At 31.7% G+C, this 26,769-nt stretch carries 26 protein-coding genes, 2 pseudogenes and 1 riboswitch; of the genes and pseudogenes, 20 read left to right on the plus strand and 8 right to left on the minus strand.

Annotated features, from left to right (window positions below; genetic code table 11):
- The first annotated feature begins 90 nt into the window (after nucleotides 1–90).
- Nucleotides 91–912: a LysR family transcriptional regulator gene (locus tag HMPREF2629_RS01420; RefSeq protein ID WP_049414181.1), complete on the plus strand. Its 822-nt coding sequence runs from the start codon at nucleotides 91–93 to the stop codon at nucleotides 910–912.
- Nucleotides 913–982: 70 nt separating this feature from the next.
- On the opposite strand, the gene HMPREF2629_RS01425 is transcribed toward HMPREF2629_RS01420, so the two are convergent.
- The gene (locus HMPREF2629_RS01425) at nucleotides 983–1,669 is read right to left on the minus strand and encodes a type 1 glutamine amidotransferase domain-containing protein (protein WP_049419893.1); all 687 of its coding nucleotides are present in this window, start codon (nucleotides 1,667–1,669) and stop codon (nucleotides 983–985) included.
- 291 nt (nucleotides 1,670–1,960) lie between these two features.
- On the opposite strand from HMPREF2629_RS01425, the gene HMPREF2629_RS01430 reads away from it, so the two are divergent.
- From HMPREF2629_RS01430 to HMPREF2629_RS01440, 3 genes are all read left to right on the plus strand, one after another.
- A complete protein-coding gene (locus tag HMPREF2629_RS01430) occupies nucleotides 1,961–2,473 on the plus strand; it encodes a DUF308 domain-containing protein (RefSeq protein WP_049419894.1) in 513 nt (170 codons plus the stop codon).
- Between the two features lie 172 nt (nucleotides 2,474–2,645).
- Complete coding sequence (locus HMPREF2629_RS01435; RefSeq protein WP_070813091.1) at nucleotides 2,646–3,842, plus strand: 3M3SH-releasing C-S lyase; 1,197 nt, start codon at nucleotides 2,646–2,648, stop codon at nucleotides 3,840–3,842.
- Nucleotides 3,843–3,855: 13 nt separating this feature from the next.
- Nucleotides 3,856–4,266 (plus strand): carboxymuconolactone decarboxylase family protein, encoded by a 411-nt coding sequence (locus HMPREF2629_RS01440; RefSeq protein ID WP_070549287.1) that lies wholly within the window; start codon nucleotides 3,856–3,858, stop codon nucleotides 4,264–4,266.
- Between the two features lie 45 nt (nucleotides 4,267–4,311).
- Here the strand turns inward: HMPREF2629_RS01440 and HMPREF2629_RS01445 are convergent, their stop codons facing one another.
- Nucleotides 4,312–4,929: a CadD family cadmium resistance transporter gene (locus HMPREF2629_RS01445; protein WP_070549286.1), complete on the minus strand. Its 618-nt coding sequence runs from the start codon at nucleotides 4,927–4,929 to the stop codon at nucleotides 4,312–4,314.
- Nucleotides 4,930–5,189: 260 nt separating this feature from the next.
- Here HMPREF2629_RS01445 and lpdA point away from each other — a divergent pair, with 260 nt between their 5' ends.
- The 7 genes from lpdA to rarD all read left to right on the plus strand — a co-directional run bounded on the left by lpdA (nucleotide 5,190) and on the right by rarD (nucleotide 13,527).
- A complete protein-coding gene (gene lpdA, locus HMPREF2629_RS01450; RefSeq protein ID WP_070813093.1) occupies nucleotides 5,190–6,542 on the plus strand; it encodes a dihydrolipoyl dehydrogenase in 1,353 nt (450 codons plus the stop codon).
- A gap of 41 nt (nucleotides 6,543–6,583) precedes the next feature.
- On the plus strand, nucleotides 6,584–7,537 hold the full coding sequence (locus HMPREF2629_RS01455) for a thiamine pyrophosphate-dependent dehydrogenase E1 component subunit alpha (RefSeq protein ID WP_070813095.1): 954 nt from the start codon (nucleotides 6,584–6,586) through the stop codon (nucleotides 7,535–7,537).
- A 69-nt stretch (nucleotides 7,538–7,606) separates the two neighbouring features.
- Nucleotides 7,607–8,647, plus strand: a complete 1,041-nt coding sequence (locus HMPREF2629_RS01460; protein WP_002454647.1) for an alpha-ketoacid dehydrogenase subunit beta — start codon at nucleotides 7,607–7,609, stop codon at nucleotides 8,645–8,647.
- Nucleotides 8,648–8,661: 14 nt separating this feature from the next.
- A complete protein-coding gene (locus HMPREF2629_RS01465) occupies nucleotides 8,662–9,945 on the plus strand; it encodes a dihydrolipoamide acetyltransferase family protein (protein WP_070813097.1) in 1,284 nt (427 codons plus the stop codon).
- A 92-nt stretch (nucleotides 9,946–10,037) separates the two neighbouring features.
- Complete coding sequence (locus tag HMPREF2629_RS01470) at nucleotides 10,038–10,253, plus strand: zinc ribbon domain-containing protein (RefSeq protein ID WP_002449335.1); 216 nt, start codon at nucleotides 10,038–10,040, stop codon at nucleotides 10,251–10,253.
- Nucleotides 10,254–10,440: 187 nt separating this feature from the next.
- Nucleotides 10,441–10,545, plus strand: a riboswitch (TPP riboswitch).
- A gap of 197 nt (nucleotides 10,546–10,742) precedes the next feature.
- On the plus strand, nucleotides 10,743–12,485 hold the full coding sequence (thiC, locus tag HMPREF2629_RS01475; protein WP_070663413.1) for a phosphomethylpyrimidine synthase ThiC: 1,743 nt from the start codon (nucleotides 10,743–10,745) through the stop codon (nucleotides 12,483–12,485).
- 136 nt (nucleotides 12,486–12,621) lie between these two features.
- On the plus strand, nucleotides 12,622–13,527 hold the full coding sequence (gene rarD, locus HMPREF2629_RS01480) for an EamA family transporter RarD (RefSeq protein WP_070813099.1): 906 nt from the start codon (nucleotides 12,622–12,624) through the stop codon (nucleotides 13,525–13,527).
- 72 nt (nucleotides 13,528–13,599) lie between these two features.
- Here the strand turns inward: rarD and HMPREF2629_RS11110 are convergent, their stop codons facing one another.
- Entirely contained in the window at nucleotides 13,600–13,743 is a 144-nt protein-coding gene (locus HMPREF2629_RS11110) for a hypothetical protein (RefSeq protein ID WP_019835086.1), read from the minus strand.
- A 765-nt stretch (nucleotides 13,744–14,508) separates the two neighbouring features.
- Between HMPREF2629_RS11110 and HMPREF2629_RS01485 the strand changes: the two are divergent.
- Nucleotides 14,509–15,022, plus strand: a pseudogene (locus HMPREF2629_RS01485) (hypothetical protein).
- Between the two features lie 48 nt (nucleotides 15,023–15,070).
- On the opposite strand, the gene HMPREF2629_RS11115 reads toward HMPREF2629_RS01485, so the two are convergent.
- Nucleotides 15,071–15,235: a hypothetical protein gene (locus HMPREF2629_RS11115; RefSeq protein ID WP_002449328.1), complete on the minus strand. Its 165-nt coding sequence runs from the start codon at nucleotides 15,233–15,235 to the stop codon at nucleotides 15,071–15,073.
- 326 nt (nucleotides 15,236–15,561) lie between these two features.
- Here HMPREF2629_RS11115 and HMPREF2629_RS11250 point away from each other — a divergent pair, with 326 nt between their 5' ends.
- Nucleotides 15,562–15,750 (plus strand): hypothetical protein, encoded by a 189-nt coding sequence (locus HMPREF2629_RS11250; RefSeq protein WP_002454655.1) that lies wholly within the window; start codon nucleotides 15,562–15,564, stop codon nucleotides 15,748–15,750.
- 258 nt (nucleotides 15,751–16,008) lie between these two features.
- On the plus strand, nucleotides 16,009–16,191 hold the full coding sequence (locus tag HMPREF2629_RS11255) for a hypothetical protein (protein WP_019835089.1): 183 nt from the start codon (nucleotides 16,009–16,011) through the stop codon (nucleotides 16,189–16,191).
- 653 nt (nucleotides 16,192–16,844) lie between these two features.
- Here HMPREF2629_RS11255 and HMPREF2629_RS01500 read toward each other — a convergent pair.
- Complete coding sequence (locus tag HMPREF2629_RS01500; protein WP_061544135.1) at nucleotides 16,845–17,453, minus strand: stage II sporulation protein M; 609 nt, start codon at nucleotides 17,451–17,453, stop codon at nucleotides 16,845–16,847.
- 572 nt (nucleotides 17,454–18,025) lie between these two features.
- Here HMPREF2629_RS01500 and HMPREF2629_RS01505 point away from each other — a divergent pair.
- A complete protein-coding gene (locus HMPREF2629_RS01505; RefSeq protein ID WP_070468542.1) occupies nucleotides 18,026–20,284 on the plus strand; it encodes an ATP-binding cassette domain-containing protein in 2,259 nt (752 codons plus the stop codon).
- Between the two features lie 11 nt (nucleotides 20,285–20,295).
- Nucleotides 20,296–20,517 carry a winged helix-turn-helix transcriptional regulator gene (locus tag HMPREF2629_RS01510; RefSeq protein ID WP_061544133.1) on the plus strand — a complete coding sequence of 74 codons (222 nt, stop codon included), beginning with the start codon at nucleotides 20,296–20,298 and terminating at the stop codon, nucleotides 20,515–20,517.
- 66 nt (nucleotides 20,518–20,583) lie between these two features.
- Here the strand turns inward: HMPREF2629_RS01510 and HMPREF2629_RS01515 are convergent.
- Nucleotides 20,584–20,700, minus strand: a pseudogene (locus HMPREF2629_RS01515) (alcohol dehydrogenase); the annotation flags it as partial.
- A 528-nt stretch (nucleotides 20,701–21,228) separates the two neighbouring features.
- Between HMPREF2629_RS01515 and HMPREF2629_RS10850 the strand changes: the two are divergent.
- A complete protein-coding gene (locus HMPREF2629_RS10850; protein WP_000493114.1) occupies nucleotides 21,229–21,324 on the plus strand; it encodes a type I toxin-antitoxin system Fst family toxin in 96 nt (31 codons plus the stop codon).
- A 153-nt stretch (nucleotides 21,325–21,477) separates the two neighbouring features.
- Here HMPREF2629_RS10850 and HMPREF2629_RS01520 read toward each other — a convergent pair whose 3' ends face one another.
- The gene (locus HMPREF2629_RS01520) at nucleotides 21,478–22,686 is read right to left on the minus strand and encodes an ApeA N-terminal domain 1-containing protein (protein ID WP_070443427.1); all 1,209 of its coding nucleotides are present in this window, start codon (nucleotides 22,684–22,686) and stop codon (nucleotides 21,478–21,480) included.
- Between the two features lie 166 nt (nucleotides 22,687–22,852).
- On the opposite strand from HMPREF2629_RS01520, the gene HMPREF2629_RS01525 reads away from it, so the two are divergent.
- Complete coding sequence (locus HMPREF2629_RS01525) at nucleotides 22,853–23,461, plus strand: recombinase family protein (RefSeq protein WP_000583527.1); 609 nt, start codon at nucleotides 22,853–22,855, stop codon at nucleotides 23,459–23,461.
- A 209-nt stretch (nucleotides 23,462–23,670) separates the two neighbouring features.
- Here HMPREF2629_RS01525 and qacR read toward each other — a convergent pair whose 3' ends face one another.
- On the minus strand, nucleotides 23,671–24,237 hold the full coding sequence (qacR, locus tag HMPREF2629_RS01530) for a multidrug-binding transcriptional regulator QacR (RefSeq protein WP_001832666.1): 567 nt from the start codon (nucleotides 24,235–24,237) through the stop codon (nucleotides 23,671–23,673).
- A gap of 177 nt (nucleotides 24,238–24,414) precedes the next feature.
- On the opposite strand from qacR, the gene qac reads away from it, so the two are divergent.
- Nucleotides 24,415–25,959 carry a QacA/B family quaternary ammonium compound efflux MFS transporter gene (qac, locus tag HMPREF2629_RS01535; protein ID WP_002449598.1) on the plus strand — a complete coding sequence of 515 codons (1,545 nt, stop codon included), beginning with the start codon at nucleotides 24,415–24,417 and terminating at the stop codon, nucleotides 25,957–25,959.
- 204 nt (nucleotides 25,960–26,163) lie between these two features.
- Complete coding sequence (locus HMPREF2629_RS01540) at nucleotides 26,164–26,724, plus strand: hypothetical protein (protein ID WP_001077893.1); 561 nt, start codon at nucleotides 26,164–26,166, stop codon at nucleotides 26,722–26,724.
- Nucleotides 26,725–26,769 lie beyond the last annotated feature (45 nt).

The following is a 26,769-nucleotide window of genomic DNA, read 5'->3' on the forward strand; positions in this document are numbered from 1 at the left end:
TCTTAGCACGTTATTGTTATAACGTTAAATAAATAATAAGTATAGTATATATATCAAAAATGTTATATTAGACTTAAAGGAGAATGATGCATGGATCCGTATAAGGTATTAATTGAAGTAATCAAAACAGAAAGTTTTACTAGAGCAGCAGAAAATTTATATACTTCGCAGCCTTCTGTGAGTCGTGATATTAAACGTTTAGAATTAAAATATAATGTTAAAATATTTGAATTTAAATCTCCATATTTAAAACTAACTAGAGATGGCGAAAAGCTATTACAATACGCATTGCAGCGGGAAAGTATTGAACAAGAATTATGGCAAAACTTAACATCGGAATCTGAAATCATCTCAGGCACTTTAACAATTGGAAGCAGTTATACATATGGTGAATATTTATTATCAAAACAGCTTACCAGTCTTATGCAACAATACCCTAAGTTACATATTCATTTACGTGTTAATAATTCAGATTCTGTTATAAATGATATTAAACACAACAGAGTAGATATAGGTATTGTAGAAAAGGAAATTCAAGACAATGTAATAAAATGTAAGAAAATAATAGAAGACGAAATGGTGTATATTTACAAAAAATCGGTTCAACCTAGAATGGATATATGTTTCGTTAGAGAAAAAGGGTCTGGAACAAGGTTTTATCAGGAAGTAGGTCTTTCTGAGTTAAAATTAAATCCATATTTGATAGAAATTAATAATATTAAGATTATCAAACAAATGGTAGAGGCTGGAAATGGGTTTGCGATTATTTCAAAATCAGCAATTCATCCCGAGGATTATGAAAAATTAATGATAACAACTTTAAATGTGAAACGTCACTATTACCTTGCTCAACATGTTGATAAATATATTGATAAAAATATTAGAGCTGTCATTGAAATGATTATGAAGTAGAGTATGTAAAAAAGCTGGATCTTTCTAAGGATTGAAAGGTCCAACTTTTTTATTAACACTGCGGGGTGTCTTATTTATTGTTTTTTAATTCAAAGAATTTTTCAGCTACAGCTTTACCAGATTGTGGGTTTTGACCTGTAATCACATGACCGTCAATAACAGCGAATTGACTCCAGTTGTCACTTTTTTCGTAATGTGCACCACGATTTTTAAGTTCATCTTCTGTTAAGTAAGGAACTTTATCTGCTAAGCCAACTGCTTCTTCTTCAGTATTAGAGAAACCAGTTACAGTTTTACCATTAATAATAGAATTACCTTCACTATCTGTAACATTTAATAGGCCGATAGCACCATGACATACTGAAGAAACTGCACCGTTATTTTCATAAATTTTACGTGTTAATTCTTGTAAATCTTTATTATCTTTGAAGTCCCAAATTGTTCCGTGACCACCTGCGTAATAGATAATATCATAATCTTCAGCACGTACAGCATCTGGTGTAAGTGTACTACCAAGACGTGTCATGAAGTCTTTATCTTGATAATATTTCCAATCTAACTCAGACATCATATCTTCTTGTAGACTTGCAGGATCAATAGCTGTATAGCCACCTTCTGGACTAATATAGTCGATATCATAACCATTTTTGTACAATACATCTGCAAAGTGAACGACTTCACCTAACCATAATCCAGTTGGACGATTCATATCAGGATATTTTGAAACACTTGTAACAACTACTAATGCTTTACTCATTGTATACCTCCTAAATTGTTTACGTAATTCATAATTACCCATTTTTAAGGAGGAATAACACATGCTAGGTATATTTTTTATATTAAAATTATAAATTAATGTGATTGAAAATAATGTTACAAAAATTGTTTAAAAACGTTAAATAGTGGTACATATTAATATACAATTTACCAATTCTATGAATTCGTAAAAGTGGCCTCACTAATCAATCGATTAGTGAGTTTTTTTGTATTCCAATAATAGATAAATTATACTTGTAGTAATCTTTAAATATAAAAAGGAGAGATAATAATGGCCCAAGATAATGGAAAATTAAATTGGTCAAGTTTAATCATTGGTACGCTATTACTGATTATTGCTGTGGTTATATTTAGTAATCCAGTGCAAAACTTTTATACACTTACTTGGCTGATTGGCTTACTCATTATGGTAGGCGGTGTCATTCAACTTTTATTCCGTCGTACGGCAAAAAAACTCGTAGGAGTAAATACAAAATTAATTTTAATTAATGGTATTATCGATTTAATTTTTGGAATTCTTGTTGTATTTAATGTTGGAGCAAGTTCAGTATTCTTTGTATTTATGTTTGCGTTTTGGTTTATTTTCAGTTCGGTTATCGGTCTGTTTACCATATCACAACAACATCAATTACGCGGTTTATCAATTATCGTAAATATCCTAGGTATTATTTTAGGGATAATCTTATTATTTAACCCAATGATGGGTATGATTTTTGTGTCAACATTAATCGCACTTACATTCGCAATCCTAGGTGTGACATACGTGATTGATGGCCTAGCATAATATATTTAAACGTATTAAACTTTAAACTCTTCACTGTTGTAAAGTGAGGAGTTTTTCTTTTAAAAAGAATATCTACTGTGTTGAATGAAAAGTAAAGTTGATATACAGAATATGACGTAAGTATTAGAATGATAATTGATAAAACATATGAACATGTTTAGGAGGAACTATCGTGAATTACAATTTTGATGAAATCATTGATCGTCGTTATACAAATTCAATGAATGTGGAAGGCTATAAAGGTTATCTTTTTGGTAATACAGATACGTCAGATTTAAAAGATAATGATGAACTGATTCGTATGTGGGTAGCAGATATGGACTTTAGTACACCAGAAGTCGTATTAAATGCGATTCGTGAACGTTTAAATAAGAAAATTTTAGGCTACACAAACGTCTTCGGTTCTGAATATTATGAAGCTTTTGTTTCTTGGACAAAGAAACGTTATGGTTTCACTTTTCCTCAAGAGCATCTTGTATTCTCTCATGGTATTGTGGCTGGGTTAATTGAACTTGTAGGTTATATTTGTGATAAGGATGATAAAGCATTAATTTTTACGCCGAGTTATGGCCCATTTAAAATGGCATGTGATAAAAATCATATTTCAACAGTATACTCTCCACTAATCAATCATCATGGATATTATGAGATTGATTTTGACAATGTACGTAAAAAAATAGAGACAGAAAATATTAAATTATGCATTTTTGCGAATCCACATAATCCAACGGGACGTGTCTGGTCAGAAAAAGAGTTAGCCACATTGGGTCAAATTATGAAAGACAATGATGTATGGCTCATTTCAGATGAAATCCATTGTGATATCAAACGTTCAGGTCAATCACATATGCCATTTGCCAAAGCTGTCCCAGATTACGACAAAATCATCACTACTATGTCTCAAAGTAAAGCCTTCAACATTGCAGGTTTGATGTTTTCAAATATCATTATTCAAAATGAATCACTTCTAAAAACTTGGAACACCCATCACTTTGGTACAGAAAATCCTCTAAGTGTGGTTGCCACGCAAGCTGCTTATGAAAAAGGGGAAGATTGGTTACAAGCAATGAATCATTATTTAGATGATAATTTTAACTATTTAGCAGATTTCCTAGAAAAAGAACTGCCGCATGCAGAATTTAAAATTCCAGAGGCGACGTATTTAGCTTGGGTAGATTTAAGCTATTATATTAAAGAAAAAGATATTGATGAATCAATGGCGAAATTCTTTATTAAAAACGCTGGTGTCATCATTGAAGGCGCAGAGCAATTTGTTCATAACGCAGAGGGTCATATTAGAATTAATATTGCAGTTCCTAGAGAAGTAATGAAAAAGGGACTACAAAAAATAAAAGCGGCTTTAATCTAAATAGAGGAAAAATATCACGGCTATTATTGAATCCTCACACATAGGTCATACACCATTTCAACAATTATTAGGTCATCATGAGGACATTATGAAGACGTGGTCAGCATTGAGTGACACACTAGAAAATACTAGTGCTTTAAACGCAGAACTCAAAGAAGAGATACGCCGTATGCTAGCGCAGAAAAATGGTTGCCAATATTGTAAAGCAAAAGGCAAGCCTACCGGGAGTCTAACAGATGAAAAATCAGCAATATGCATTGGATTTACAGAAGTCTATATCAAGCTGGGAGATCAAATACCTACAACGTACACAGAAATCTTAAAGTCTCATTTATCAGATAAAGAAATTGTCGAACTTATTACGTTCATCACATTTACAAATGCCCAACAACAATTTGGTGCGATTATGAAATTGCAACCTTAAATAAAAGGACTCTAGCTTAGGTTAGAGTCCTTTTATAATTTTCATTTAAAATAACATTCCCCAAATCGTCTGTAAGGTATGGTTTTCGATAATAATAAATAAACCAAGTCCAATATAGACCACAGCCATTATCCAACGGCTGAACTTCTCTACAGTTTCTCCGATTTCAGGAATAGATGCAAGTTTCTGTGCAGTAAACACTAAGACATAGATTAAAACTAAAAAGACGATTAATGTCACAATGAGTTCAGAAACGCTTAATGTGACAAAGTAAGGAACAAATAATCCGATGTTATCTGCTCCGCAACTTGCGATTGTCACTAACGCAACCGTGCCAATTAATTTGGTTAATCCGTGTTTGTCTAGTTCTTGTTTCGCTCTTTTTTCTCCTTCACAATCATCAAAAATAGCCACTTTTAATCCTAAATAGATGGGAATAAGACCAAGTAATCCTAAAATCCATTTTTCAGGTACATAATTTAAGACAAAGGCAAAGAATAAACTTACGATAATCAATGTCACAGATCCTACATATTGACCAATATAAATATTTCTATATTCTTTTTTCGTATGTGCTCGCGCGAAAAAAATAAGCAAAATGACAAGTAAGTCGACTGCAGTTGCGATATACAATATCGCAGCAGTAATGATAGTTTGAATCATAGTTTAACTGTCCTTTTAAAAGTGATATTGAATAAAGTATAACGCATTTCAAATAAGAATTATATAGATTTTATTTTAAAATTTTCACCAAATTTTTAATGTCTACTTGCATGGAAAAAATAAAAAACAATAAATACTAAATAATTTGAAAATTCAAAATATAAAGTGTAAAATGAAAGTGAAGAGATTAGAAAGCGCTTACAAATATCTCTTTGTATTAAAAATGATAAAAGTTCTCTTACGGAAGGAGGCGTTCATTCATGAGTGAATCATATGATTTGATTGTGATTGGTGCAGGACCTGGAGGGTATGTATCAGCCATTCGTGCCGCACAATTGGGTAAAAAGGTGGCAGTCATCGAAAAATTCAATGCTGGAGGCACTTGTTTAAATGTGGGTTGCATTCCATCTAAAACATTATTAGAACACGGGGAAAAAGCACATAGCATTCAAGTTGCGAATGACTGGGGAATGACGACGAAAGAATTAAATATCGATTTTCCTAAATTTGTACAACGTAAAAAGAAAGTCGTACAAACACTTACGGGTGGCGTTAAACAGTTACTAAAGAAAAATAAAGTAGCTTATATTGAGGGAGAAGCAAGCATTTCAAAAGACTTAAACGTAAAAGTAAATAATGAAACGTATCAAGGTAAAGATATTATTTTAGCGACAGGTAGTAAACCATTTGTACCACCTATTGAAGGATTAGATAACGTCGATTATGAAACAACCGATACATTTTTCGATTTAAAACAACTACCTAAACAGTTAGCAGTGATTGGCGGTGGTGTCATCGCAACAGAACTCGCTTCATCAATGGCCGATCTTGGGGTGAAAGTAACCATTGTTGAAGTGGCAGATGATATTTTACTTACTGAAATTGATGATACACGTGAGTTATTAAAAGCTCATTTAGAAAATCAAGGCATTAACATTATTACAAAAGCGAAAATTAAAACAGTAGATAAAACCAAAATTGTACTCGATGGTCAAGATGACGTCAGCTTCGACACGTTACTTGTCGCGACAGGTAGACAACCGAATACACAAGTGGCTAAAGATTTAAATTTAGAGATGGATGGCAAATTCTTTAAAGTGGATGACCATTATCAAACAAGTCAAAAACATGTCTATGCGATTGGTGATTTAGTCAAAGGTTATCAACTTGCACATGCTGCAAGTGCACATGGTATTCATGTAGCAGAAACACTTGCTGGAGAACACCCACCACTTGTTCGTCAAGAGAACATTACACGTTGTATTTATACACGACTTGAAGCGGCATCCATTGGCTTATCAGAAGAGCAAGCCAAAGAAGCGGGATATGATGTGAAAGTCACACAATCAGCGTTTCAAGGTAATGCGAAGGCGCTCATTAAAGGGGAAAATGAAGGAATTATAAAATTAGTTATTGATCAAACATATGGGGAAATACTCGGCGCCTTTATTGTAGGACCTCATGCGACAGACTTAATTGGCGAAGTCCTAGGAGTAAAAGCGTCAGAAGGTACCATCTATGAATTATCCGAAATAATTCAACCACATCCAGCATTATTAGAAGCGATTGGCGAAGGTGCGGATGCATACTTTGGTTCTGCAATTCACATGTAGTTATTACACTTACGCCCTATGAAAGATAGGAGGAATTGACAATGAAAATGGAAAAAGAACAAGCATGTTGGATTTATAAAACAATGAATGAAATTCGATTTTTTGAAGAGAAGGTACACAAAATTTTTAGTGATGGTCAAATCCCAGGATTTGTACATTTATATGTCGGTGAAGAAGCCGTTGCCACAGGTGTCATGTCACAACTGACTGACGATGATTATATTACAAGTACACACCGTGGTCATGGACATGCTATCGCAAAAGGTTGCGATTTAAACGGTATGATGGCAGAAATCATGGGTAAACGTGATGGTTTAGGTCATGGTAAAGGTGGCTCAATGCATGTTGCCGAAATTGACAAAGGGATGCTCGGTGCCAATGGTATCGTAGGTGGCGGTTTTGGTCTTGCGATTGGTGCAAGTATTTCAATTATTAACCAAGGTAAAGACAATGTCGCCGTATGCTTCTTTGGTGATGGTGCTGCAAATGAAGGGACATTCCATGAAGGTTTAAACTTCGCTTCAATTTTAAACTTGCCAGTTATCTTTGTCTGTGAGAATAACCAATTCGCTGAAGGTACGACACACGACTATGCAAGTGCATCTGAAACGATTGCAGAACGTGCTTCTGCATATAATATGCCAGGCGTACGTGTAGATGGCATGGATGTCTTAGAGGTTTATAAAGCAACACAAGAAGCAGTAGACCGCGCTAAAAAAGGGGAAGGACCTACATTAATCGAATGTGATACGTATCGTAAATATGGTCACTTTGAAGGTGACGAACAAAAAGTTAAATCACCAGATGATCGTAATGCGGATAAAAATGCCACTGTAGAATTCAGAAAACAAGCGATTGAAGAAGGTTGGTTAACTGAAGAAGAAGCAGATGATATTGAAAACACAGCTGAACAAGCCGTAGAAGATGCTGTGAAATTTGCGGACGAAAGTGAATTACCAGATGAAGATTCACTATACAAAGATGTTTTTGCATAACAAACCTTTAAAGCACTAAAATGAAGAAATAGATAAGAACGAACCTAACCAGACGAGGAGGTTTTTACGATGAGTGAAGAACGTAAATTAACATTTATGGGCGCGATTAATGAAGCGATTGATCAATCTATGGAGAAAGATGAAAATGTCATCTTAATTGGTACAGACGTTTCAGGTGGCGCAAAAGTAGAACATATTCAAGACGACGATACATTTGGTGGCGTATTCGGTGTTACAAAAGGACTGGCTAAAAAATATAGTCGTAAACGAGTGATTGATACACCTATTTCTGAACATATTACATTAAGTGCAGCTGTAGGATCAGCAGCTACCGGATTACGTCCAATCGCAGAACTCATGTTTAACGATTTTATTGGCTTTGGTTTAGACCCAATTTTAAACCAAGGTGCAAAAATGAGATATATGTTTGGTGGTAAAGCTAAAATTCCATTAGTGGTACGTACCGTTCATGGCGCTGGCGCAAGTGCGGCAGCACAACACTCTCAATCTCTATATAATATGTTCGCAACAATTCCAGGTGTTAAAGTAGTTGTACCATCAAATCCATATGATGCAAAAGGATTATTAATGTCAGCGATTCAAGACGATAACTTAGTTGTATTTTCAGAAGATAAAACATTACTTGGTCAAAAAAGTAATGTCCCTGAAGAACCTTATACGATTGAGATTGGTAAAGCCAATGTTACACGAGAAGGTGATGATTTAACTATTGTCGCAATTGGTAAAATGGTTGCAGTGGCTGAAGAAACAGCTGACCGACTTGAAGAAGATAACGTTTCAGTAGAAGTCATTGATTTACGTTCAGTGTCTCCATGGGATCAAGATACAGTGTTAGAATCAGTGAAAAAAACAGGTCGTTTAATTGTTATTGATGAATCAAGTCCACAATGTAACATTGCTGGCGACGTCGCTTCTGTCATTGGTGATATTGGATTCGATTATTTAGACGGTCCAATCAAAAAAGTAACAGCACCAGATACACCAGTACCATTTGCATCTAACTTAGAAGCGGCATATATTCCAAATGCAGATAAAGTATTAGATGTAGCATCTGAATTAGTTGATGACTTAAAAAAGGCTAACGCGTAGGGAGGTGTATCACAATGAGTGAAAATATTATTATGCCAAAACTCGGTATGACAATGAAAGAAGGTACTGTAGAAGAGTGGTTTAAATCAGAAGGTGATACAGTAGAAGAAGGCGAAAGCATTGTCACAATTAGCTCTGAAAAATTAACAAACGATGTCGAAGCACCTGCAAGTGGTACGTTATTAAAAATCAAAGTACAAGCAGGCGAAGATGCAAAAGTAAAAGCAGTGCTTGGTATCATCGGAGAAGAAGGCGAAGACATAGGAAGTGATGACGATGATTCTGAAGAAACTACCCAAGAGAATAAAGATGACAATACAACTTCTGAAGATCAACAAGTGTCTTCAAATGAAGAACAATCTGATAAAAAAGATACAGAAAACGAAGAGAAGCCTGAACAACGAGAACGTATCTTTATCTCTCCATTAGCGCGTAATATGGCTGAAGATAAGGACCTTGATATCACAAGAATCAAAGGGACAGGTGGAAATGATCGTATTACAAAATTAGATATTCAACGTGTAGAATCAGAAGGCTATGATTATGAAGGTGAAGCGGATACGTCTAACGAAAATGCATCTTCAACGCCACAAAACTTCGATGTGTCTAGCATTGGTGAAGGTCTGAATCCAATGCGTCAACGTATTGCTCAAAATATGCGACAAAGTCTTAATAATACTGCTCAATTAACATTACATCGCAAAGTCAATGCAGATCGTTTATTAGACTTTAAAGCTCGATTATCTGAAGAATTAAAAGATGCAGATCAAGATGTAAAATTGACAGTCACAGCTTTATTAGCTAAAGCAGTAGTCCTAGCACTTAAAGAATATGGCGCAATGAACGCTCGTTATGAAAACGGTGAATTAACAGAATACGATGATGTACATTTAGGTATTGCGACATCACTTGAAGATGGTCTTATGGTGCCAGTCATTGACAATGCAAATACTAAAAGTATTGGCACTTTAGCAAAAGAAATTAAAACATCAGCTGAAGCAGTACGTGAAGGAAATACAGGTGACGTTCAACTTAGTGGCGCTACATTTACAATTACAAATATGGGTGCAAGTGGTATCGAATACTTCACACCAATTTTAAATTTAGGTGAAACAGGTATCTTAGGTGTCGGTGCTCTAGCTAAAGAACTTGTTCTTGAAGGAGATAATGTAAAACAAATCTCTCGTATCCCATTAAGTTTAACATTCGATCATCAAATCTTAGATGGCGCAGGCGCAGCTGATTTCTTAAAAGTACTTGCTAAATATATTGAAAATCCATATTTATTGATGTTATAAACATGAAACATCAAATTAATGAATAACCCCCAATTTTGGGGGTTATTGTATTATGTAAGCTAACAACAAATATGATAGAGGAGTGATTCATTATGTCAGAAAATCAAAATCAAGGTTGTATAAAATGTGGTCATACAGAAATAGAAGAAGGAACGTTATCAGCAACAGGATCAGGATTGTCTAAATTTTTAGATGTACAACATAATAATTTTAAGACGATAACTTGTAAAAATTGTGGATATACCGAATTTTATAAACAAGATAGAAACCGAAGTAGAGACTTTATTGATTTGTTCTTTGGAGGATAAGTCAAAAAAATAGAACAGCAGTAACCCTTATAGGTGCTGCTTTTTCAATCTTAGGGTAAGACTTCGGGTTGTGTGAAGTTAGACTTTCGGACGTCTAAAAGTTGTAAAACTATTTGATATATTGACTTGATATTTATGGAATTTTAAGTCATTGTATAAGTGTAGGTTAAATAACCTATAATTTAATAATCTCTGCTAGGGGTGCTTTATATTGCTGAAAGGAACATCATGTTCCAACCCTTTGAACCTGATCTAGTTAATACTAGCGTAGGGAAGCCAGTGAGTCACTTTACAATAACATATGGATGTTTTCATAAATTGATGAAAAGGTCAATTTAACTATTAATCATTTTCTTCATTATGATGCTTACATATATTTTCGTATATATTCACTTATTCTTATGCATTCAGTATTAAGCTGAATGCTTTTTTTATGAATCATATAATCAGTGATATTTAGACCCTTCTAGTATTTAGGAGGCAATGTCAATGGAGCAAGAAAAAATCAATTTTAAAAGAACTTTTCCAGCAAGTAAACGTATTTTTAAAAAAGGTGAGGGTAAGGATAGTGATATCTTTGTACCATTTCGAGAAATTGAACTTTCTGACACCCAATTAGAACAACGTAGCTTTCAAAATGAACCTGTCGTAGTGTACGATACAGCAGGTCCTTATCATGATGACAGTTATGAGGTTGATATCAATCATGGACTTCCAAAGGTTCGCGATGCATGGATTGAAGCACGTGAAGACGTTGAACATTATGAAGGTCGCCGTATTCAATCGATTGATAATGGTTTTTCAAAAGAAGGTCATAAAAACTATGTAGCTCATCCATTTGAATATCAACCAAGACGTGGAAGTAAAGAGACACCTGTGACACAAATGTACTACGCTAAACAAGGGATTATCACTAAAGAAATGAAATTTGTAGCAATTAGAGAACAAGTGGAACCAGAATTTGTAAGGGAAGAAATTGCGAGAGGACGCGCGATTATCCCTAATAATATCAATCATCCTGAATCTGAACCAATGATTATTGGTAAAAACTTCTCTGTAAAAATCAACGCGAACATTGGTAACTCTATTGTATCTTCATCTATTGAAGCAGAAATTGAAAAATTAGTATGGGCAACACACTGGGGTGCAGATACGATGATGGATTTATCTACAGGAAAAAACATCCATACCACTCGTGAGTATCTCTTACGTAACTCACCAGTACCAGTAGGAACAGTGCCAATCTATCAAGCATTGGAAAAAGTAAATGGAGTAGCAGAAGATTTAACATGGGAAGCGTATAGAGATACATTGATTGAACAAGCTGAACAAGGGGTCGATTATTTTACTATTCACGCAGGATTACGTCTTCACTATATTCCATTAACTGTTGATCGTTTAACTGGGATTGTTTCTCGTGGTGGCTCAATTATTGCACAATGGTGTCTTGCACATCACGAAGAAAGCTTTTTATATACACACTTCGACGAGATTTGTGAAATCTTAAGTAAGTATGATGTTGCTATTTCTCTAGGAGATGGTTTACGTCCTGGTTCAATTTATGATGCTAACGATGAAAGTCAATTTGCGGAATTGAAAACGTTAGGTGAGTTAACGGATATTGCATGGAAACATAATGTGCAAGTTATGATTGAAGGTCCAGGACATATTCCAATGCATAAAATTAAAGAAAACCAAGATTTAGCAGATTTTTATTGTAAAGAAGCACCATTTTATACATTAGGACCTCTTGTAACAGATATTGCACCAGCATATGACCATATTACATCTGCCATTGGTGCTGCTCAAATTGCGAGTCATGGTACGGCAATGTTATGTTACGTGACACCTAAAGAACATTTAGGTTTACCAAATAAAGATGACGTACGTGATGGTGTGGTCACTTATAAAATTGCAGCACATGCAGCAGATTTATCTAAAGGCTTACCAGGGGCAACAGAACGCGACGATGCAATTAGTAAAGCGCGCTTTGAGTTTCGTTGGATTGATCAATTCAACCTCGCGTTAGATCCTGATCGAGCGAGAGAATTTCACGATGAAACATTACCAGCAGAATCAGCGAAAATTGCACATTTCTGTAGTATGTGCGGACCAAAATTCTGTTCAATGCGCTTATCACATGATATTCGCGATTCCTACAAAGAACAACTTGAAGGCATGAAAGAGAAAGCCGAAGAATTTAGAGAAGGCGGCAATAGAATATATCATTAATGATATTGGTAAAGAGGTAGCGATATAAATTGCTACCTTTTTTTTAAAAATTCTTCTAGATATATCCATTTCGTTTAACTACTGATACGATAGAGTTATACATATTTCCAGGGTAATATTGCTAGGAGGGTTTAGCATGGATAATCATGCAGAATTTAAAAAAGGAATTTTATTTGCGTTAGGGGCGCATTTATTATGGGGAATTCTACCTATTTATTGGAGATTCATTCACGGTATTAGCGCATTTGAAATTTTAGCATATCGCATTATCCTTGCGATGGTTTTTATGATTCTAATGATTTTTGTATTAAAAAAATCACAAGCGCTTAAACATGATATCAATCAACTCGTAGCACATCCGATTCAACTTGTTGCGATTATTATTGCAGGTTATGTGATTACGATTAACTGGGGAACGTTCATTTGGGCAGTGTCTAATGGTCATGTGCTACAAACCAGTTTAGGTTATTATATTAATCCATTGGTGAGCGTCTTACTCGCATTTATTTTCTTAAAAGAGCGTTTCAATAAGTTTGAAACGTTAGCGATTGTATCAGCCGCAATTGGCGTTATTTACATGACAATGAAGATAGGAGAATTTCCAATTATTTCTTTAATGTTGGCATTCTCATTTGGGATTTATGGTTTACTAAAAAAATTGGTACGTGTTGAAGCGATGAGTGGGATTGCGATTGAATGTATTGTGACAGCACCAGCAGGACTGATTTATATCATTTATTTATGGCAAGCACACCAATCATCAGTCGGTTTGAATATAAGTACATTTTTACTCTTATTTTCTGGAGCGGTGACAGCTGTACCACTTATTTTATTCTCAGCGGGTGCGCGTCGCATTCCACTATCACTGACAGGATTTATTCAATACGTCAGTCCAACGATTATCTTTTTACTCGGTATCTTCGTATTTAAAGAAAAATTCGATATCCACCAATTCATTACATTTATTTTTATTTGGATTGGTATTGCGCTTTATAGTATCTCTCAATATATTAAAATGAAACGTAGTCCTAGACCAGAATAAAAAACAAGCCGCCCCTCACTACTTAATGAGTGAAGGGTGGCTCTATTTATCATTTATAAAAATTTATTTAAATTATCCTAATGATCCATTAGCGCCAGCACTTTCTTCCTCAGCGCTATTTATATTTTTCCATAGAACACCTAAGAATACTGCAGCGATTGCTACAACACCTACATATTCTACAATTTTACGTCCAGGTGATTTATATCCAGCCATAATATGACCTCCATTTATAATTTTTACGTAATGAATTCGCATATTAAGGTATTCCCGTTTTTAAATTTAAAAAACATTTCCACTGTTAATTTTGATAAAGGTATTGTGGAGTGAACAAGATACATAGCTACACCAATCAATGATCTTCATTATAGACCCTACCTCATTTGAATCTAAAAAGCCTACACATTTTTATGCTACATAGTTTTTAATTTTTTTATTATTTACATTTCTAGCAATTGATATCATGTCCTGGTGCTTTTTAACGTTTCATAGGAAGACTACTGATATAGACAGAAGTACCGTTAATAGAATGAAGCAGAAGTATGACAAATAAACATAGGCATTATCTATTAAGTTTCTTCGCAAAGTAAGCAAAATAACTCATCATTATAGCGAAAATGACGGATGAAATGAAACAACGCACAATACCTAAATCTAATTTTAATAGTCGTTGTGCTAAGTAAAAGATTATAAAATAAACGATAAAAAAATATAGGAAATAACGTATTGTTTTCATTAGTAATCTCCTTATCAATTAAAATATGTATGATTTAAGGCTAACATGTATTAAATATAAATTAAAAATAATGAAAGAATAAAAAAGCAGAGTGATATTATAAGTATTATATAATTAATTAGTCTTTCAATTAATTATTTTTAAATAAAATTATATTTTAATTTATAAAAATTTTAATGTATTAGTGTAATATTATATATTAAAGGTGGAAGTTCATTATAATTCTATAAGAGGAGTGATCCATAATGAAGAAATTTGCAAAAGCAATGGTCGTTGGTGGTATTTACTTTAGGAACAGTATTAGGGTTTAATGTAACTGAGCATAACGGTGTATCACATGAAGCACATGCACAAACACAAACGTCACAAGGTTATCATTATCAAGGTTATACAAAATCAGGTGGCGAATTCGTATTAAATCACACGTTCTATAATGCGTTAAAAGCTGGAAATGTGACATTTAACGGAATTAAAGTGAATGATCAGTATCAAAACGGTACATCAACAACAACGAAGTATGACCAAACATTTAATCAAGTCAAAGGCAACACAGCAGCAATGATTGATTTTAAGGTCGCACCTAAAAAAGTAAGCTTAGAACAAGTGAAAGACGTTTACGGAGATCATTATCAATATCAACAACCATTGTCTAAAAAACAAGCAGATAAAACAGAAGGATTATACGGTTACACAGTAGGTAAAGGTCATATTACATTCCATGTTACGGATGGCTACGTGGATCATGTTACTGTGTCATAATAGAAGATATAAAAGAGCAGTACCTCATTGTGAGGTGCTGTTTTTTTGTTAATCGAGTGTATTGATTAATGTCATAATGAAAGTCAATATACAAGCAATGATAATGACTAACTTTCCTTTTTCTGTTTTCTCATGTCCATGTTGGTATTCTCGTAAAACAAATAACCATGAAATGATAACTAGCAATCCTAAAACAATACTAATAAATTTCATGTAATGATCTCCTTGTACATCTAGAATTTTTGTTTCAAACATAACGTGATTTAAAATAACAATCAACTATCATTTTCGTGCAATTACAATAATGATAAAAGGCATTACGATTATTTATTATAGCTGAAATTTTAAAAGTATATTTAGAAAGCTACGTATATAATTTGTTAAAACTATAATTTAAACATACCTAAGACACTTATTTATATTCTAAATTTTTACATATGAGAATAAAATATAATGATACAAATAGTTTTAGAAATAGATTAATATAAAATGTTAACCTTAATATATGGATAAAAAAATATTATTAAAGGAGGATATTCATGAAAGATTCTATCTTTTGGAAAAAAGCATTTATTCCTGTGTATTTCATCGTGGCTTTCTTATTGTTTCTTCTTTTTAAATTTTACATACAGACTGATAACTTTTCCATATACATACTCATTTTTATTATAGCCAGTTTTGGAATAGCGTCTGTAATTTATAATTCTAAAAGTAAATATTGGAAATGATAAATAAAGAGATCATCTAAGAAGTTAAGTATCTTAGAAGGTTGGGATATTTTAATGATGAAAAAGTATTAAGTATAGCATTAATTAGTACTATATTATTAAGTGCATGGTCGATAAACATTAGTTGATGAAAATCGAGAGGATAAGAAACAGACACAAGAATTACATAATAATAAAAACCATAATCAAAATACTCTGCGAAAGGGATATTTAAAATTATGTTTGTGATAACGTTTTGTTGGAAAAGGAAGATTAATTTTGAAATTTGTTTTATATTTCGTATATTTCTTTGTTTCTTTTTTTATTTTAAATTTGCTACTTGATTTAGTGATACCCCTCCTTGATTTTGATGTATATCCAAGTCTTATTTCTGCATTGTTTTTTGCAATATTTATGACTTTATTTACTTATGTTTTAAAAGGAAATAAAAGTAAAAAATAAAATGCACATTTATGACAAGAAGATTTGTTTTGTGTTGAGAAGAACCCTTAACTAAACTTGCAAACGAATGTTGGCATAGCGTGACCTATTAAGTCGACCATTCGACAAGTTTTGGGTTTGTTATGGGTTCGGAGATTCAACGTCAATAAAGCAATTGGAATAAAGTAAAAATTTTGAAATAATATAAATATCAAGAGGTGATTTATTATTCAAAATAACAGAATTGATATTAATAAGCTCAGTACATTTCATCGTATTTCGTTTGTTATGAATATTTTCTTTTTAATTTTTATGGCTCCAATTTATAGTCTGGATAATGTCTACTTATCAGTTGCTTGGACTATTTTGGGTTTAATAAATGGTGTTTATTTATTAGTTAAACAAAGACATGGAAATGCTAATAATCGTATGTGATGTATTGATAAAAAGAGCCTAAACACAGGCTCTTTTTTATTTTGAGCATTTTTCACATAAAACGTTTTGATTTTTAGCCCAACTTTTTAGATTTGTTACGCCATTAAGATTTTTTGAATTTGTGTGTATTGTTATATTTTCGTTTTTGTCGATTTCTTTTTCACAATGACTGCATTTTAATTTTTCAAGAAACATAAAATGACCTCACTTTTTGCGATTTTGTATTTTTTTGATTGTAGTTAATTCATTAAATTTGAGAGCATATCAGCTACATATGTTTCAGTAAATGCTGCTAATATAACCAATGGTAAACAGACGAATAAATATGCTTTTAATAAATTAATTAAACTTAATTTGAAAGAGTAGTTTTGCTTTTTTTCTTTTCTGAATAGATTGATTATTTTTCTTAAGATTGATTTATTTAGCATATAAAGACCACTAGTAAATATACAAAAACTCATAATTTCCAAAGTGTAATGGGGTATATAAGCGATTAAGCTAGTTAGACCTTTGTAAGTATCAAAATGGATGAAAAAACCGAATAGTATGCCAGGAATAATAAGTGATACTATTAAGTTTAGAGTATATAAAAATGGTATGGGTATTAAAGCTAACAAAAGCATTTGTATTGGTACATGAAAGCCATTATTTTGTATAAACCCCCAAACTTTTTTTAGACCTTGTGTTTTACTAATGCTTTCAGGTGAATTGGATCCTAACTGTTTTATAAATTCTTCTGAAGGATGAAAAAATAAAGCAATTGGAATTGTCACTAATAGTAGAATTGTTGATAGTATAAAGAAATTTAATGCTCTTTTAAAATAATTTTGGTCTTTAATATTTAGCATAATTAACCCTTTCTTTTTTGTTTTTTGAAACGAGTATCATGAGTTTCTTCCTGTCCCGATAATTAATAACTTTATAATAGAAAGTACTATATATTGAAGTGTATTTTATTTAAAAGTTCTATAAACATTTGAAGTACTGACATCTATCTTTTAATATTTGATATAACTCATTTTTACATAGCTCCTGTTTTTAAACAATACTGACAAATGAGTCATATTTTAAATTTTATAATTCTATTTATATTAATATGTTCGTAGATGACAAAAATTTCAGTACTAATACATATTAACGCTATTGATATAAATATAGTGTAATTGAATTTTGAAAACATTTTTATATTACTCGTTGATATGGTAAATGTATGAAAATCAGAACAGCCACAGTTTCCTAATTATACCTCCGGAAGCTATGGACCTAAAGAAAGTGAAAAATTACTTAGTGAAGACGGATTGAATTGGTGGAATAATTTGTAATATAAAAGACTTAAAGTTGTCGTCTTTTGAATAAGTAGTTGATCATTGATTAATATGTAATAATCAATGTTGTAAAGATTATAAAGGGAGGATACTTAATGGATTTTATTAATATTACAGGTGCTTCACAAAATAATTTGAAAAACATAGATGTAAATATCCCAAAACACTTAGTAACCGTATTTACAGGACGTTCTGGTTCAGGGAAATCATCTTTAGTGTTTAATACTATTGCTGCGGAATCTGAACAGCTACTAAATGAAAGTTATTCCAGTTATATCCAATTTCATTTAAATCAACAACCCAGACCGAAAGTAAAAAAAATTAAAAATCTTCCTGTAGCAATGACAATTAATCAGAAAAGATTCAATGGGAATTCTCGCTCTACGGTAGGAACAGTTTCGGATATATATGCCTCCGTTAGATTACTGTGGTCTAGAATAGGCGAACCGTTTGTTGGCTATTCAGATGCATATTCCTTCAATAGTCCTAAGGGCATGTGTAAAACTTGTGAAGGATTAGGATATATTGAAGACATTAACTTAGATGAATTGCTAGATTGGGATAAGTCTTTAAATGAAGGTGCAATAGACTTTCCTTCTTTTGGACCAGATAAAGAGCGTGGTAAAGCCTATCGAGATAGTGGTTTATTTGATAATAATAAAAAATTGAAAGACTATACAAAAGATGAATTAGAGTTATTTTTATATCAAGAGCCAATGACGTTAAAAAATCCTCCTAAAGAATGGAGAAAGTCAGCTAAATATGTAGGGCTAATACCTAGATTCAGTAGAATATTTTTAGGCGATAAAGAATTTAATAAGAAACGCTACGCCAAACATCTTAAAAATGTAGTAAATAATAAAATATGTCCCACATGTAAAGGTCAACGTTTAAACTCGAAAATATTAAGTTCTAAAATTATGAGTAAAAATATTTCTGATTTTACCCAAATGACAATTAAGGAAAATTTAGAGTTTCTTAATAAATTAGAGGATCCAACAGCTAAATATATTATTGATCCTCTCAAAAAGCAGTTAGAAGCACTAGAATATATTGGACTAAGTTATTTAACGCTTAACCGTGTCACAACGACATTATCAGGCGGTGAAGCGCAACGTCTTAAATTAATACGTCATTTAAATAGTTCTTTATCGGATTTGGTTTACATTATAGATGAACCAAGTGTTGGCTTGCATCCGGAAGATATAGCTAAAATCAATGAAATTTTAAAATCTTTAAAAGACAAAGGCAATACTGTGTTAATTGTTGAACATGATCCCGATGTTATTAAAGAAGGAGATTATATCATAGATATGGGGCCAGGTTCAGGAAAAAATGGTGGTGAAATCACATTTGAAGGAACATATAATGAATTACTATCTTCAAATACTTCGACAGGTAACGCATTACGTCACAAACATAATTTAAAAGAGAATATTCGTGAAGCGAACCATTTTTATAATATCGGTCCTGTGACACAAAACAATTTAAATAACGTAAAAACGTCTATACCTAAACACGTATTAACAGTCTTAACAGGCGTTGCTGGTTCAGGTAAGAGTACCCTCGTTAAAGCAGGTTTTGAAAATAATGACCATACCATCTTTATTGATCAAAAAGCAGTTCAAGGATCTAATAGATCTAATCTATTAACGTATTTAGGTGTTTTTGATAGCGTAAGAAGCTTTTTCAGTAAAGAAACAGGCTTAAATAAAGCTATGTTTAGTTATAACTCAAAAGGTGCCTGTCCAAATTGTGGTGGAAAGGGCTATATTAAAACGGAACTTGCTTTTATGGGTGATTTTTCACAGACATGTGAAGTTTGTCATGGTAAACGTTATAAACAAGAAGTATTAGATGCTACCATAGATGGGTATTCAATCGCCGATGTTCTCGATTTGACGGTTGACGAAGGTATTATTTTCTTTGATAAAAAGAATGATATTAAGTCAAAATTACAATCTGTAAGTAAAACAGGTTTGAATTATATGTCACTTGGACAACCTTTATCCACTTTGTCTGGTGGAGAGATTCAACGCGTGAAACTAGCACAACATTTAGATGAAGAGATAAAAAATAGTATTTTTATTTTTGACGAACCAACCACAGGCCTACATGAATCGGATATCCCTATATTGATGGAGTGTTTTGATGATTTAATTGATCAAAATAATACAGTTATTTTGATTGAACATAATTTATCGATTATGTGTGAAGCAGATTGGATCATCGATGTCGGTCCAGGCCCTGGGTTGGATGGCGGAAAGGTCCAATTTAGTGGAACACCTAAAAACTTTATTGATAGTTCAGAAACATTGACATCTAAACACTTGAAACGCTATATCAATCAGTAGAAATAGAAGAGTTGGATGCGTTTATATTTATTATATTCATTCAACTCTTTTCTTATCATAGATTCTTTCAATATAGAAATATTGAAAGAATTGTCTATCCAGTAGTTCCATCAAAAGTTGAGTATAAGTTAACAAACATAGGAAAAACACTCGATAAAGTAGTTTATGCAATTTGTGATTGGGGGGATGAATTTCTGGAAGAAATTTCTAAACAGAAAAATGCTAAAATTTAAATATATATGTAAAAGACGCCTCAACTTTGAACGAGTTATTCAAAGTAAGGCGTCTTTATCTATATGTTATTGTGGTTTTAAAATAACTTTAATAGTATTATCTTTTTTCTGAACAAAGATATCATAAGCTTCTTTTACATCTTCTAACGGCATAGTATGAGTGATAATTTCTGTTGGATTATTTATTTCACATACTTCTATATTTTTATATCCTTGATAAGTAACTGACTTCATACAATCATCCTCTTTTAGCAAATATGCCCCTGTTATTAAAATACAAACTCAAACGAGTAAATTAAGTAATTATTATTTTGTGTTAAATATACATAATTTACATATAAATCATGTGAATTTATTGAATATAATCATCTTTTTTTGAAAATAGTATCTATAACAAAAGGAGGATATTCCCCATTCATTCACCATCAAATTTATTTTCTTATACGCCTCACTATCTCAGAATATCAATGTAAATAATTTTTCTATTATTTACCCCAAAATAAAGTTTGAAAGTATATATATTAATATTACTCCAACAATGATTTTGAACCATATAGAAGAATTTGAAAAAATACAAGGAAAGAGAAAAACAGAAAATAATACATAATTTAACTTATCGGAAGTTATCTGTAACACAATTATTAGAAATGATATAATACAAAAGTCGTCGTTCACTTCTGTGCTGTATTTAGCATGGAAGGAGGTGACATCATGTTCAGTACACTATTTGTAACTATTATAGCTCCTATCATAGTAGGAGTTATACTCACGTTATTTTCTCATTGGCTGAATAATCGTGAAAAGTAATTTAGCGACGACATATAGCTAATACACCAAAAGAGCCCGATAACTATTCGCAGTAGTTATCGGGCTCGGTGTTTATCATGTTAGTACACTATTTGTTAATCAAATTATAACACTGGTTAGTAGAGGAATGCAAAATAGTTTATTGATTACTAACTAGTGAGTGATCTTTAATAAAGATACTATTTCACTAGAGGGAATGCCTATCTTAAACATTATAAAAGATTTATGAAGTTGAAGAACAAAATTGGAGATATTAAATATATTATCTTTTTGATATGTAAGTTTTTCTGATGGTGGAAAATAATAAGAATAATAATGTCTATAATCCTTCAAATAATCATGTAACTTTTCGTCATAATTAACAATGCTTTTTAAATAATTTTGTAACTCGTTATCTAATGAGTGAAATAAATCTTTATATCTATCTATTAAAATGATTTGCTGATTTGATACGAGCCTTCTATGCAAACCTTCATTTATTTTTAATAAGTCAACTAGATAATGTTCAATAAATTTTGGCGTATACATTAACTTAATATAATTTGAAAATATATCTTGAAACGAATCATGATTATTATAAAAAAAAGAATAAATATTTGATAAATATTTATTAAGGAAATCTTTTGTAACGTACGTAATTTTTGTTTTATGGTGCTCCTTAAAATTGAATGGTAAATCTACAAAAACCCTAAAAGCTTCTTTTTTAGAATACAATATGATACTTTCAATTTTATGTTTTTCATTAGTTATAAAGCTAAAAATGTAAGCAATATTAAGGGCATCTGAAATACATTTATCACTAGTTAAATTGTTTTTATACTCAAATTTTAGTGAATTCTCATATTGAAAGGTGATTTCGTTAAATCTAGTTCTTTTACGATTTATTTTACAAGCTGAAGAAAGACGAACTTCATTCAATGAAATTATTTCTTTCTTTAGATTAGCTTTATCGATAGAAATAGTATATTCATTATTTGTTTGATCCCTTTTAATATCAAATGGTATGTGATTTATATTTTCTTTTAGACCACTAAATTTAACACTTATGCTATCAAAAGTTTTAGGAATCTCTGTATGAGAAATAGATACCCAAATTTGAGTGAATAAATACTCATATTCGTTACTTCCTGGAAAATTTATAGTATGCCTCGATAAAATGCCGTTTCTAAGATACAATGTTTCTCCTTTTGCAGTAATAAATTGGCATTGGTTTATTCTTTCTTCATAATCCATATCAGTATTAAATAATAATTGATAATTACTACCATCACTTTTTAAAATTCCAGCTTCCTTAAAATCAGATATAATTAATGTTCCAGATATTTCAAAAGTATCAGTATTACTAATTTTTTTTAATTTCATTAATAAACTCCTTGCTTACCAATATAAAATAGTATTTATATTATATCATTTAATTTCAGAGTGTATGTGCTTTTAGAGTACACCCTAATCATACAAAATAAGTTGTTGAAATTATCGCAATTAGAACGTATGATTAGGGTGTATATTAATTATGGAGTGAAGATGAATGATTATAGGTTATGCGAGAGTATCATCGATAGATCAAAATTTAGAAAGACAATTGGATAATTTAAAGACGTTTGGTGTGGAGAAAATCTTTACAGAGAAACAGTCGGGAAAGTCAGTGGAAAATAGACCTGTATTTCAAGAAGCACTCAATTTTGTCAGAATGGGAGATCGATTCGTTGTGGAATCTATTGATCGTTTGGGACGTGATTATGATGAAATTATTGAAACTGTGAGTTATTTAAAAGAGAAAGACGTTCAGTTAATGATTACCAGCTTACCTATGATGAATGAAGTGATTGGCAATCCATTACTGGATAAGTTTATGAAAGATTTAATCGTTCAAATTTTAGCAATGGTTTCAGAACAAGAGAGAAATGAAAGTAAACGTCGACAAGCGCAAGGAATTCAAGTTGCGAAGGAAAAAGGCGTATATAAAGGGCGCCCCTTACTTTATTCACCAAATGCCAAAGACCCACAGAAACGTATTATTTATCATCGCGTGGTGGAAATGTTAGAAGAAGGGAAAGCAATTAGTAAGATTGCGAAAGAAGTTAATATCACAAGACAGACAGTTTATAGAATTAAGCATGATAAGGGATCATCTTGATAAATGGGTCGTCAATGCAAATAAGAGGCTCTCACAGAGTCTCAAAACTCATATTATATTATTGAAATGATCTTTTAATAATTATACAAGAAAAAAGAGAGTGCGAATTCGCACTCTCTTTTTGTGTAGTAATACTATTTAAATTTTTTATCAATAATGAACGTAATTTAGAAATAATATTTATTGGTATTTCAAGAATATATATATAATTATTTACTAAGTCCATTTAAAAAAATTTGAGAGAACTTGTTCATAAGTTTAATTCTTTCATTAATATTTTGTTCATGTGTAAAGGTAACAATTCCATTAACAGCGTTTGCTGCTATTTTACTAACAGCATTAACATCATTAATACACCATTCGCCATTTAAATTACCCTCCTTAAAAATTACATGATAAGCATCTATATATTTGTTTTCTAATTTATTCATTTTTTCATTAATGCTATTAGTTTTATAATATTCAGTGCAAAATTCAATTATTGCGTTTTGAAGTGGATAATAGTATTCGGTTGTTAAAGATAGTTCATTATATAAATAAAATTTTTCTCTATTAGTTTTACATTTGATTTGTTCCTTTTTCCACTGTTCTTGCCATTTAGATTCTTCTATATTTAAAATTTCTAAAAATAGATTTTCTTTTGTTTTAAAGTGATAATAAAGATTCCCTTTACTACTTTCTGATAATTTAACAATTTCTCCAGTAGTAGTGGCATTATATCCATTTTTTATAAATAATTCCTTTGCGACACCTAGTATTTTATCTTTCAAGTTCATCACGCCTTTAATGAGTATTAAGTACTATCAATGATAGCACAAAAAATTCAAAGAATAATTGTATAACACAATACAGCCATTTAAATTTCGCAAGATTTTTTGTTGTAATATGTAAAAAAATAGATTATAATCCTTATAGACCGGTCGAACGGTCTATAAGGATTGGAGGGAACTTAAATGATTTCATTTTTTACAAAAACTACTGATATGATGACATCAAAAAAAAGATGGACTGCACTAGTAGTATTAGCTGTTAGTTTGTTTGTTGTTACAATGGATATGACAATATTAATTATGGCTTTACCGGAATTAGTAAGAGAGTTAGAGCCTTCTGGTACCCAACAGTTATGGATAGTTGATATATACTCTCTTGTTTTAGCTGGCTTTATAATTCCATTGAGTGCCTTTGCTGATAAATGGGGAAGAAAAAAAGCATTATTAACTGGATTTGCTTTATTTGGCCTTGTTTCATTAGCTATATTTTTCGCAGAAAGTGCAGAGTTCGTAATAGCTATTCGATTTTTACTTGGTATTGCAGGTGCTTTAATAATGCCAACTACTCTTTCAATGATAAGAGTAATTTTTGAAAACCCTAAAGAAAGGGCCACTGCATTAGCTGTATGGTCAATCGTTTCATCGATAGGTGCTGTTTTTGGACCAATTATCGGAGGAGCTTTACTTGAGCAATTTTCATGGCACTCGGCATTTTTAATTAATGTACCGTTTGTGATAATAGCAGTTGTAGCAGGTTTATTTTTATTACCAGAGTCTAAGTTATCAAAAGAAAAGTCTCACTCGTGGGATATTCCTTCTACAATTTTATCAATTGCAGGCATGATTGGACTGGTATGGAGTATCAAAGAATTTTCAAAAGAAGGACTAGCAGATATTATTCCATGGGTTGTAATAGTATTAGCAATTACCATGATAGTGATATTTGTTAAACGTAATTTATCAAGTTCTGATCCAATGTTAGACGTAAGACTTTTTAAAAAGAGATCATTTTCAGCTGGTACAATTGCTGCATTTATGACAATGTTTGCAATGACATCTGTTTTGTTATTAGCTTCACAATGGTTACAGGTTGTGGAAGAACTTTCTCCTTTTAAAGCTGGCTTATACCTATTACCTATGGCAATAGGAGATATGGTGTTTGCACCAATTGCACCCGGATTAGCGGCGCGATTTGGACCGAAAATAGTGTTACCTTCCGGAATTGGAATTGCAGCCATTGGCATGTTTATTATGTATTTCTTTGGTCATCCATTATCATATTCTACAATGGCTTTAGCATTAATTTTAGTTGGAGCTGGTACGGCTTCACTAGCAGTTGCATCTGCTCTAATAATGTTAGAAACACCTACATCAAAAGCAGGTAATGCAGCTGCTGTTGAAGAGTCTATGTATGACCTTGGAAATGTTTTTGGTGTAGCAGTACTTGGTAGCCTATCTTCTATGCTTTATCGTGTATTTTTAGATATTTCATCTTTTTCATCAAAAGGTATAGTTGGAGATTTAGCTCATGTAGCTGAAGAATCTGTAGTGGGCGCTGTCGAAGTAGCTAAAGCTACGGGGATAAAACAGCTTGCAAACGAGGCTGTAACATCATTTAATGATGCTTTTGTAGCAACTGCTTTAGTAGGTGGGATTATCATGATTATCATTTCAATAGTTGTCTATTTGTTAATTCCCAAATCACTTGATATAACTAAACAAAAATAGTACTAAACATATATTTTTAGATATTGTAGATTAGTTTATTTTTAAAATTAGTAATAGTTAAAAAGTAGAACCATTAATTTTAAATGGTTCTACTTTTTTATTATTAAGTAAAATTATAAAAGACAATTTCTTAAATTAATAATATGATATACCTATATCTAATAATTTATTAGTATTAATAAACCTTGAAAGGATGATTAACTGATGAATAGAGCAGATATTTTTAAAATATTTGATGTAGAACTTAATATAACTATATTTTTAGGAGCACTAGTAGCAACTTTCATCTATTTTATAAGTTACATGAACAATGTAAATGAATTAATTACATTATGCTTAACATTAGCTTTTCCTGCATATTTATTAAAAATTAGCAGATCGTTCGAGGTTATTTTATTAGAGGAAAAAATAAAAAATAGTAAAATCAAAATCTGTGACAAAGATAGAATTGAACGAGAGATACTGGTGAAAAAGAACCTAATAGATGAACTATTGTTTCCTAATAGAGTTATTAAAAAATATACACTGACAATTTTAATTTACAGTATAGGTATTATTATTCTTTTACTACTTTGTAATATGTTAAGTTATGGAATTGGTGAAAATGTCAATTTTATCTGGAGATTACTAGCTTGTTATGTAACGAGTGTCACAGTGATTATAGTTGCCTTGATTATAATGATAATGATATTTGATCTTATAATTGGATTACTATTAAATTTTCAAATATTTTTAAAAAATAAAAAGTATGATGACTTTTTATAATTATTCGATTTATATAATGAAAAATTAAATGATTAAACATAGAAA

Origin of the sequence: Staphylococcus sp. HMSC034C12, assembly GCF_001835895.1 — a bacterium.
GTDB lineage: Bacteria > Bacillota > Bacilli > Staphylococcales > Staphylococcaceae > Staphylococcus > Staphylococcus hominis.

Excerpts from the sequence above, each read along its gene's own strand:
- HMPREF2629_RS01460 (WP_002454647.1), top strand. The coding sequence starts at position 7,607 with ATGAGTGAAGAACGTAAATTAACATTTATGGGCGCGATTAATGAAGCG.
- qacR (WP_001832666.1), bottom strand. The coding sequence starts at position 24,237 with ATGAACTTGAAAGATAAAATACTAGGTGTCGCAAAGGAATTATTTATA.
- HMPREF2629_RS01525 (WP_000583527.1), top strand. The coding sequence starts at position 22,853 with ATGATTATAGGTTATGCGAGAGTATCATCGATAGATCAAAATTTAGAA.
- HMPREF2629_RS11250 (WP_002454655.1), top strand. The coding sequence starts at position 15,562 with ATGAAAGATTCTATCTTTTGGAAAAAAGCATTTATTCCTGTGTATTTC.
- HMPREF2629_RS01505 (WP_070468542.1), top strand. The coding sequence starts at position 18,026 with ATGGATTTTATTAATATTACAGGTGCTTCACAAAATAATTTGAAAAAC.
- qac (WP_002449598.1), top strand. The coding sequence starts at position 24,415 with ATGATTTCATTTTTTACAAAAACTACTGATATGATGACATCAAAAAAA.
- HMPREF2629_RS01520 (WP_070443427.1), bottom strand. The coding sequence starts at position 22,686 with ATGAAATTAAAAAAAATTAGTAATACTGATACTTTTGAAATATCTGGA.
- HMPREF2629_RS01420 (WP_049414181.1), top strand. The coding sequence starts at position 91 with ATGGATCCGTATAAGGTATTAATTGAAGTAATCAAAACAGAAAGTTTT.
- HMPREF2629_RS01540 (WP_001077893.1), top strand. The coding sequence starts at position 26,164 with ATGAATAGAGCAGATATTTTTAAAATATTTGATGTAGAACTTAATATA.
- thiC (WP_070663413.1), top strand. The coding sequence starts at position 10,743 with ATGGAGCAAGAAAAAATCAATTTTAAAAGAACTTTTCCAGCAAGTAAA.
- HMPREF2629_RS01465 (WP_070813097.1), top strand. The coding sequence starts at position 8,662 with ATGAGTGAAAATATTATTATGCCAAAACTCGGTATGACAATGAAAGAA.
- HMPREF2629_RS01425 (WP_049419893.1), bottom strand. The coding sequence starts at position 1,669 with ATGAGTAAAGCATTAGTAGTTGTTACAAGTGTTTCAAAATATCCTGAT.
- HMPREF2629_RS01455 (WP_070813095.1), top strand. The coding sequence starts at position 6,584 with ATGAAAATGGAAAAAGAACAAGCATGTTGGATTTATAAAACAATGAAT.
- HMPREF2629_RS01500 (WP_061544135.1), bottom strand. The coding sequence starts at position 17,453 with ATGCTAAATATTAAAGACCAAAATTATTTTAAAAGAGCATTAAATTTC.
- rarD (WP_070813099.1), top strand. The coding sequence starts at position 12,622 with ATGGATAATCATGCAGAATTTAAAAAAGGAATTTTATTTGCGTTAGGG.
- HMPREF2629_RS01445 (WP_070549286.1), bottom strand. The coding sequence starts at position 4,929 with ATGATTCAAACTATCATTACTGCTGCGATATTGTATATCGCAACTGCA.
- HMPREF2629_RS01470 (WP_002449335.1), top strand. The coding sequence starts at position 10,038 with ATGTCAGAAAATCAAAATCAAGGTTGTATAAAATGTGGTCATACAGAA.
- HMPREF2629_RS01430 (WP_049419894.1), top strand. The coding sequence starts at position 1,961 with ATGGCCCAAGATAATGGAAAATTAAATTGGTCAAGTTTAATCATTGGT.
- HMPREF2629_RS10850 (WP_000493114.1), top strand. The coding sequence starts at position 21,229 with ATGTTCAGTACACTATTTGTAACTATTATAGCTCCTATCATAGTAGGA.
- HMPREF2629_RS11115 (WP_002449328.1), bottom strand. The coding sequence starts at position 15,235 with ATGAAATTTATTAGTATTGTTTTAGGATTGCTAGTTATCATTTCATGG.
- lpdA (WP_070813093.1), top strand. The coding sequence starts at position 5,190 with ATGAGTGAATCATATGATTTGATTGTGATTGGTGCAGGACCTGGAGGG.
- HMPREF2629_RS11110 (WP_019835086.1), bottom strand. The coding sequence starts at position 13,743 with ATGGCTGGATATAAATCACCTGGACGTAAAATTGTAGAATATGTAGGT.